The 1215-nt window shown below is 70.0% G+C and carries 1 protein-coding gene; it reads right to left on the reverse strand.

Features of this window, described 5'->3' with window-relative positions:
- The coding region (locus tag KYY02_RS33630; protein ID WP_371244872.1) for an ISAs1 family transposase at positions 1-948 on the reverse strand (948 nt) is incomplete at its 3' end.
- Positions 949-1215 lie beyond the last annotated feature (267 nt).

Consider the following 1215-nt stretch of genomic DNA (forward strand, 5'->3'; position numbering starts at 1 on the left):
CATGACGCGGGGCAGGTGGCGGGTACGGATCTTCGAGGCGTCCTCGTGGAAGGTGCGGTCGCGGACGTGGTGGAGCTGGTTCTCGATGTGCCAGTGGCCGCGGATCCAGGCCGCGAGTTCGCTGCCGTCGGCCGCGCCGGGCGGCAGGCTCGTGACCAGGTAGATCCGCTCGATCGAGAGCTTGCCCGTGCCCAGGTCCCTTCTCCGGCGCACGACTTGGAGGGCCTGGCGGGCGTGCGGGTAGTCGGGGTGGGCGAACGCGGCCGTCTTCAGACGGCGGACCTCGTCGCGGTGGTGGCCCCGGCCGCGTTCGTAGTGATCCAGGTGGACGTCACGCCAGGGCAGGCGGCGGACCTTCTCGTGCAGCCCGGGGTGGTTCCTCTTGATCACGGCCAGGTAGTGGGCCCCGCGTTTATGCAGGTAGGTGGCGTGGTCGTGCTGGGTGTGCAGGGCGTCCGCGGTGATCACCGCGCCAGTCAGGTCGACGCCGTCGAGAAGTGGGGCGAAGGCCGGGATCTCGTTGCTCTTCCCGTCGGTCTGCCGTTGGGCGAGGACATGGCCGCTGTGGGTCATCGCGGCGATCAGAGCGATGGCCGGCCGCCTGGCGGTGCGAGAGCCGCGGAGTGTCTTGCCGTCGACGGCGATGGCCTTGCGTCCGGAGGCCGGGGCCTTGCGTTCCTGGAGAAAGTCGCCGATGGCGCGGTCGAGGGCGTCGCCGTCCACGGCGGCCAGGACGAGCCGGATGGTCGTGGCGTGGGGTGGCCGGATCAGGCCGGTCAGCGGGTCGGGGCGGAACCCGAGCAGGGACAGGACGCGCTGCGGGGCGTCGGCGACCCACTCTCCGATCGCCGTGATCGAGGCGGCGCCGGCCAGAACGGCGGCGGCCGCAGCGGTCAGCAGGGCCGCCCACGGGTGACGGATGCCGCGACGGGCCCGCGGGTCAGGCACCGCGGTCAGATAACTCCGCAGGTCAGCGGCCATTTCCAGTGGGACAGGGCTGGAGGCGTCCCCCAGTTTCCGGAGGTATGACGGCATGCGGGAAGATGGGTGCGCAGGCATGGACTCGCTCGGTGCTCATACGGACTCGACACCCACATGATCACCAACGGCCATGCCTGTTCTGCGTCCAGGGTCGCTGCCGACAGAAGTCGACAAGCCGTCACATCCAGTGCTCAGCAGGCGAACCGCCCACCTCGAGACTTCTCAAAGACCCTG

Source organism: Streptomyces pimonensis (genome assembly GCF_041380215.1).
Taxonomy (GTDB): Bacteria; Actinomycetota; Actinomycetes; order Streptomycetales; family Streptomycetaceae; genus Streptomyces; species Streptomyces pimonensis.